The organism is Phocaeicola sp. RTP21198st1_B8_RTP21198_201120 (genome assembly GCF_040929485.1).
Lineage (GTDB): Bacteria > Bacteroidota > Bacteroidia > Bacteroidales > Bacteroidaceae > Phocaeicola > Phocaeicola dorei.
Genome location: NZ_JBCOCI010000126.1, coordinates 1 through 7,386, shown reverse-complemented (window position 1 = coordinate 7,386; position 7,386 = coordinate 1). Strand labels below are relative to the sequence as shown.

Genomic DNA, 7,386 nt, shown 5'->3' with positions numbered 1-7,386 from the left:
CTTGATTGTTCATGGTACAAAGGTGCAAATTTTCTATAGAATTAAAGAATTTTCCCCCTGATTTATCGGGTGAGCCATAAATTCCTTTTCCGCACTCATCGAAAGGACAAACGATAAAACACAAAAGCGGCCACTTACGATAAAAATCGAAAGTGACCGCTAAAAAGAGATTTATTTCTCTGATATAAGGATCTATCAGTCCAGGGTTACTTCACCACAAACCCTCTCTTATCCAGATAAGCTTTGAATTTATGCAAATATTCTTCATCCGGACCATCAAAGAAGGATACACCGGATGCCCCGTTATTGTATGCTTCATCCAGCACCTCTTCAAAATTGTCCTTAATATCACCAAACATCAGTCCGGCATATATCTTGGCACGACCATTCACCGTTTCAACGCTTTCCTTTACCGAACGCCCGATCCATTCAGGACCTTCATAATAGAATTTATTATAAATCATCGGATAATAAGCATCCAGCGTCCATTCTCCCCAATCTTGGCGTACCATGTGACGAGCCATGGACGGTCCCGGGAATACGGCGGCAGAAATAGCTTTATGATCCGCTTTCACTGCTTTAGTGATGGCATCCACCACACGAGTGATGGCATCCAGACGGAAATTAATCCAACTCTGGTTTTCCATCGGATACTTTAATTCCAACGGATCCTGTCCTGTTTTAGCTTTAAACAATTCACGGCATACATCACAATAACAATAGTCATATTCCGGCAACTCTTCTTTCTGCTCGATACCATAGTTTTTCCATAAGCTGACAGGCAAGATTACATCCGGCATACGGACATAATCCAGATGAACACCATCCACGTAGGGTTTATGAGCTTCCTTTACATAGTCTTCTGCCAGATATTCGGCCACACCTTGGTGATTAGGGCACAAGAAGCGATAATAATCCACGTAGGCCGGTTTGTCGTGACAAGACTCGCCTTTACGGTTCACGGCATACCAGTCGGGATGCTTGTCCAGCAGTTCCCTGCGGTTCATCGTCCATTTCCAATAATGCGCCTCCAATCCGGCTTCTTTGCAGAGGCGGTAAATATTCTCATTGTATCCCTCGAACATGACACCCGAAATACCACATTCTTTCAACAACGCAAACCACTTTTGCCATTCGGCATCCGAACGGTTATTCAGACGCATCCACAACCAGTTTTTAACTTCACGGGCAGGTATCTTTTCTGTCCGGAAACGTCCTTCATTATTGATCACATAACGGATTCCTTCAGCAGGATTGGTTATAGCTATCTGATACGTGTTCTGAGTCGCTTCCACCGCAATCCGGGCATCAGCCGGAAGATCTTTCAACTCTTTATCAGTCAAAAAGAATTGTTCTGTGGCACGCAGATAATTATGTTGTTTACTATAATTATCCTGTTGTGCGTAGAACATGGCCCACAGCAATTTATAAATGGCCTGATTGTACGGGTAAACCAACTCATCTTGCGAGGTTCCCACTTTCTTGTCTACGAAATAAAGATATCCCCAACGGTCGGGCATGTGCATATCGATTCTTCCGGTAGGAGTCCATACCCAATTTTCCTCGGGTCCTTTCTCCTTCAGCCACTGTACACGCGAAAAGTTGATGCGCCAGGTATTGCCAGCCTTCAACGGATTGTTAAAGTTCATGGTCAGCGCCTGATGAGGAATGGCCATTTCCACACTCCAATACTTATCTTTATCTTTTGATTTATTCAGTGTACCTTCGCAATGGATGGCAGTCTTCAATCCGGGGCAGTCCCATTGCACCATGAAATTTCCACCCGAACGATAAGGTTTGTCCAGCATCAGATCGAAAATCACGCCACGCGCATTGGTTTCTATTTCAAAATAATTGTGTCCGTCGCTATCCGGATCAATAAACACTTCAAAGTCATTGTCATAATAGATGATGGTATCACGCTGGGTAAGACGCGCCTTGATATCCTCTTCTTGAAGAACAGCTCCTACATATAAAAATTCATCATCCCACAGCATCTTGGCGGTAGTTTCATAGTTGGGAGTCGGGAATCCTTCTCCGCTTATATCTACAAACGGGGCAGTAGACGCCGCCTTGTTCCAGGAACTTTCATTCAGTTTACCATCTATTTTCAACTTTCCATCCGGACGATAACATACATAAGTACGCGGTTCGGTCAGAAAACGCTCATATTGTTCAAAAAGGCTTTGTGCCATTGCCGGAAAAGTAACCAGCAGAAGTAACAGGGTATAAATAAGTTTCTTCATGTATTTTTCAGATTCAAGTTAGTTATTATCTTGCACTTGTCCCACTCCGCGATATAGTTTGATCGGTCCATCCAGCAACACGGCCAGCACGGTAATCTGCTCATCCTGCACCTGTTGGGGTACATCAATGTAGAGATTACCCGGCACTGAATTCCAATAATTTTTATTGTAGACCTTGTAATTCAACATAGCTCCGTTACCAACCACCCATATACGGTTCACTTTGTTCATCAGCCCTTTTACTTCCACCGGACCGTTAGGTTTGTAAGGAAGGTATAAATACAAAATATCCCCCGCCTTATTCAGTGTGGTATATCCCTGGAAATGCTCGGTAGGAATACCTGCGCGAGTTTCATAAATAGCTTCTTTATGCTTCTTGGTCCATCGGCCGAACTCCTTCAACACAGCGATCTGTTCTTCAGGAATGGAACCGTCCTCTTTGGGACCGATATCCAATAAAAGATTACCACCCATGCTCAGGCAGTCTACAAATGTACGAAGCAGGATATAGGGTGATTTATAGTTGCTGTCTGTATGCTGATATCCCCATGAATCATTCATGGTCATACAAAGTTCCCAATATTTATCTTCGGGACGCACCACCGGCACTCCTTGTTCGGGAGTGGCATAGTCACCATACCCCTGTATACGCGAGTTGATAATCACATTTTTATTATCCGAACGAAGCAAATCTACAATTCCTTTGGAATTCCATGCTTCCGAACTTTGCTCCCAATCTCCGTCAAACCAATACAGATCCGGTTTCCAGGTCTTGTTCAGCTCCGCCAATTGTCCGAAATTGAACTTGTTGAATCGGGCCCAACGTTCAGGATCATTTTTATAACGTACTTCCGTACGGGTTTTGTTGGGATAATCAGGATGCGACCAGTCCAATAAAGAATAATAGAAACCAAGCTTCAATCCTTGTTTTCTCACTTCCTTTACAAAGGGAGCGATAAGGTCACGTTTTGCCGGAGTGCTTTTCACGACGCTGATATCTCCTACTTTGGTATCCCATAACGCAACTCCGTCATGGTGCTTGGTGGTTATCACTGTGTATTTGGCCCCACTCTCTTTGATCAGATCCACCCAGTTTTTCGGATCATACTTGGAGGCTGTGAAACCTTTTTCCTGCTCCATGTATTCATCGTAGGGCAGGTAGTTGTTAAAGAAGGACCAGCTTTCGGACACTCCTCTGACAGAATAAATCCCCCAATGGATAAAAATACCCAACTTGGCTTGTGAAAACCATTCCATTCTTTTGTCCTTTTGCTCGGCTGTTTCAGTCTGCGGCGTATCCTGTGCCCGTAAAGGGGAAGCTGCAATCAGCAAACCCAGGAACGTTAACGATAATCGGTTCTTTTTCATATATAATAGGTTTGATTAGTTAGGATAGCATGTCGGTATTATTTAAATTTACAGCTATATCATAGGCAAAGATAATGTATTTTTATATTTTATTCTATCTTTGCATCCCTAAAACAGAACAAATATGAGCGCAAAGAAAAAGAAACAAGCGAACAGTCCCCTAAGAATCGTCATTATTTTAATATTACTGGGACTTTTGGCCTATAAATATCAGTTGTTTGACGGGAAGCTGCTTGAAAATATCCCCGCTATCGAAAACAATGAAGAAAAGCCCGAAATACGTATTCCGACTCAACATGGCGGTGCATTGGAAATCCCGACGATGCAATCGGGCACAGGCGGACAGATATTGAAACGTAAAGGATATACCCTATCTTATAATGCCGATTACAAAACTCCACAATGGGTAGCATGGGAGCTTACTAAAAAAGAAACAAAAGGAAAAGAAGGGCGAACAGACAAATTCTTGCCCGACCCGGACGTACGTGGAGCCAAAGCATATACGGGAGATTATACAAAATCAGGATACGACCGGGGACACATGGCCCCTGCCGCCGATATGAAATGGAACAAACAAGCCATGGAAGAATCTTTTTATATGAGCAACATTTGTCCGCAAAATCCGAATCTGAACCGCGGCGACTGGAATGACCTGGAGGAAAAGTCACGCCAATGGGCAAAAAAATATGGAGCAGTGTACATTGCCTGCGGCCCCATATATGATACTAAACGCCCCAAACGAATCGGCAACAACAAAGTGGCAGTCCCCCATGCTTTCTATAAAGTCATATTGATAAATGATAAGAAAAATCCGCAAGCCATAGGATTTATCTTCCCCAACAGCGCCGGACATAAGCCGCTGAAGAAATATATAGTAACAGTAGACAGCGTAGAGAAAAGAACGAATATAGATTTCTTCCCTGCCCTGCCGGATGAGGTAGAAAACAGAATTGAAGCAGAGAGGGTACAAGAGTTACCGTAACCCATCACATACGTACGTGTGGCGCAATATATACGTATGCATAGCCCTACACTGACGTATGTGAAGGGCTACACGTACGTACGTGATTTATTTCACTTCCAACACCACGATAGACTTGGCAGGAAGAGTCACTTTCAAGCTTCCCTTATTAACCTTGGCTCCGGTAAATTCTTTCGGGGCAACCACACTCGGTTTCTCGAAACTATTGTAATCACCTATATTATTAGCGGTCAAAATACGGCCGGTAACACTCTTAGCTTTCACCTCACCCAGATTCAACTCTATTTCCTGCGATTCCTGCAAATCCACATTAGACAAGGAAATATGAATAAAACCGTTTGCATCCCGTGAAGCGGTAGCACTTACCATCGGAACAATGCGGTCGTCACGTACCACCTTGCGTTCACAGTTCAGTTCCAAAGGAAGATAAGTAGCATCTTGATGCACTTTATACATTTCAAAGACATGATAGGTCGGTGTCAAAACCATCTTGTCTTCCTTGGTCAGAATCATAGATTGAAGCACATTGGCAATCTGGGCAATGTTCGTCATCTTGATACGATCCGTATATTTATGGAAAACATCCAAAGTTAAAGAAGCCACGAAAGCATCACGCAACGTATTTTGCTGATACAAATGTCCGCGGACCGTTCCCGGTTCTTCATCCCACCAGGTTCCCCACTCGTCTACCATCAGGCCGATTTGTTTTTTCGGATCGTATTTATCCATAATAGCGATATGCTTCTTCAATACCGGTTCTATTTCCAGGCATTTGCCCATAGTCCAATAATAATCATCATTAGTGAACTCGGTAGCCGAACCTTTGCTTCCACTCCATCCGGTCACTGTATAATAATGAAGAGAAAGACCTGCCATGCGATGACCCACATTTTTCATCAGCACTTCGGTCCAGTTATAGTCATAATCACTGGCACCACTGGCTATTTTGAATAAATGGTTGCCATCATAATTACGACAATAGGTAGAATAACGGCGATACAAGTCTGCATAATATTCAGGACGCATACTGCCTCCACATCCCCAGCTTTCATTACCTACCCCAAAGAATTTCACTTTCCATGGTTTTTCACGACCGTTCTCCTTACGCAGTTTCGCCATCGGGCTACCTTGTTCAGAAGTCATGTATTCCACCCATTTCGCCATTTCTTCCACACTTCCGCTTCCTACATTACCACTGATATAAGGCTCACAACCTATCAGCTCACACAAGTTCAGAAATTCATGTGTTCCGAAACTATTATCTTCTACTGTACCTCCCCAGTTATTATTGACCATCCGGGGACGATTCTCTTTCGGACCGATACCATCCATCCAATGATATTCATCGGCAAAACACCCCCCCGGCCAACGAAGCACCGGCACTTTCAAGTCCTTCAAAGCCTGAAGCACATCATTACGATAGCCTTGGGTATTGGGAATTTTAGAATCTTCACCTACCCACAAACCTCCATAGATACAAGTTCCCAGATGCTCTGCAAATTGTCCATAAATATGTTTACTGATGATTTCTTTCCCTTGCTCGGGATGTACATTGATAGTCGCTTTTTGTTGAGCAAATACCGGCATTGCAGCGAACAATGCCAAGCCCATAAGTGCATTTTTCATGATTAAAAATAAAATAATTAATATACTATTTTGCGTTCTCGTTTTTTGTTTGGTCAAATTTACACATTTTACATCAACCGGATAGTGGACAAAATTGTATTTTTAGGGGTACAAAATCGTCAAAAGTAGAAAAGAAAAGGATATTTGCCTATATTTGCATATAAAAAAGCCCGATAGACTAAAATGAATAAAAAGAAACATACTATTGTATGGATAGTTATTCTTATAATTATCCTAGCGGGAGCAGGTGGCGCAGGAAGTATATATTACTATTTCTTTGCCAAACAGCTCCAACTTACAAAGACTACCTATATTTATATAGACAGAGATGATAACCTGGATTCTGTGTACCATAAAATAATCCGGAACGGACATCCTAAAAGTATGTTCGGTTTTCAATATCTGGCAGAAAAAGAGAAGTATGGCGACAATATACGGACAGGGCGTTACGCACTCAATCCTTCAGACAATATGCGCTATCTCTTCCGGCGTCTTTCTATGGGATATCAGACTCCCATTAATCTGACTGTACCCAGTGTACGCACCGTGGACAGATTAGTGCGAACCGTTTCACGCCAGCTCATGATTGATTCTCTGGATATTGCCAAATTAATTTCCGACAGTGCTTATTGTGCACAAATGGGATATACCCAAGAGACACTCCCCTCCCTTTTTATTCCTAACACTTACGAAGTGTATTGGAATATGAGTGCTGACGCTTTTATGAAACGGATGCAAAAAGAACATGCCGCCTTTTGGAATGATGAAAGGTTGAAAAAGGCTCAACGTATCGGACTTACTCCTGAAGAAGTATCTACTCTGGCCTCTATCGTGGAGGAAGAAACGGCCAATGGTCCTGAAAAGCCCATGATCGCAGGACTTTACATCAACAGATTGAATAAAGGGATGTTGTTGCAAGCAGACCCGACGGTAAAATTTGGTTTGCAGGAATTCGGACTGAAACGTATTCTTTTCAAACATCTGGAAGTGGACTCTCCTTATAATACCTACAAGTATGCAGGTTTGCCTCCGGGACCTATCCGAATCCCATCCATCCAAGGATTGGAAAGCGTACTGAACTATACACAGCATAATTATATTTATATGTGTGCCAAAGAAGATTTCTCAGGCACTCATAATTTCGCTGTCACAGCAGCCCAGCAT

General features: G+C 42.9%; 5 protein-coding genes. 2 read left to right on the top strand and 3 right to left on the bottom strand.

Annotated features, from left to right (window positions below; all coding sequences use genetic code 11):
* Nucleotides 1-206: 206 nt before the first annotated feature.
* Both AB5935_RS22835 and AB5935_RS22830 read right to left on the bottom strand, forming a co-directional pair.
* Complete coding sequence (locus tag AB5935_RS22835) at nucleotides 207-2,246, bottom strand: sugar-binding protein (RefSeq protein ID WP_038610543.1); 2,040 nt, start codon at nucleotides 2,244-2,246, stop codon at nucleotides 207-209.
* A gap of 18 nt (nucleotides 2,247-2,264) precedes the next feature.
* Entirely contained in the window at nucleotides 2,265-3,614 is a 1,350-nt protein-coding gene (locus AB5935_RS22830; RefSeq protein ID WP_038610545.1) for an alpha-L-fucosidase, read from the bottom strand.
* Nucleotides 3,615-3,738: 124 nt separating this feature from the next.
* Here AB5935_RS22830 and AB5935_RS22825 point away from each other — a divergent pair, with 124 nt between their 5' ends.
* Nucleotides 3,739-4,596, top strand: coding sequence for a DNA/RNA non-specific endonuclease (locus AB5935_RS22825; RefSeq protein ID WP_038610547.1), 858 nt, complete (start codon nucleotides 3,739-3,741; stop codon nucleotides 4,594-4,596).
* A gap of 87 nt (nucleotides 4,597-4,683) precedes the next feature.
* Here the strand turns inward: AB5935_RS22825 and AB5935_RS22820 are convergent, their stop codons facing one another.
* Entirely contained in the window at nucleotides 4,684-6,207 is a 1,524-nt protein-coding gene (locus AB5935_RS22820; protein ID WP_007840096.1) for an alpha-N-arabinofuranosidase, read from the bottom strand.
* 198 nt (nucleotides 6,208-6,405) lie between these two features.
* Here AB5935_RS22820 and mltG point away from each other — a divergent pair.
* On the top strand, nucleotides 6,406-7,386 hold a 981-nt coding region (gene mltG / locus AB5935_RS22815; RefSeq protein WP_368327595.1), incomplete at its 3' end, for an endolytic transglycosylase MltG.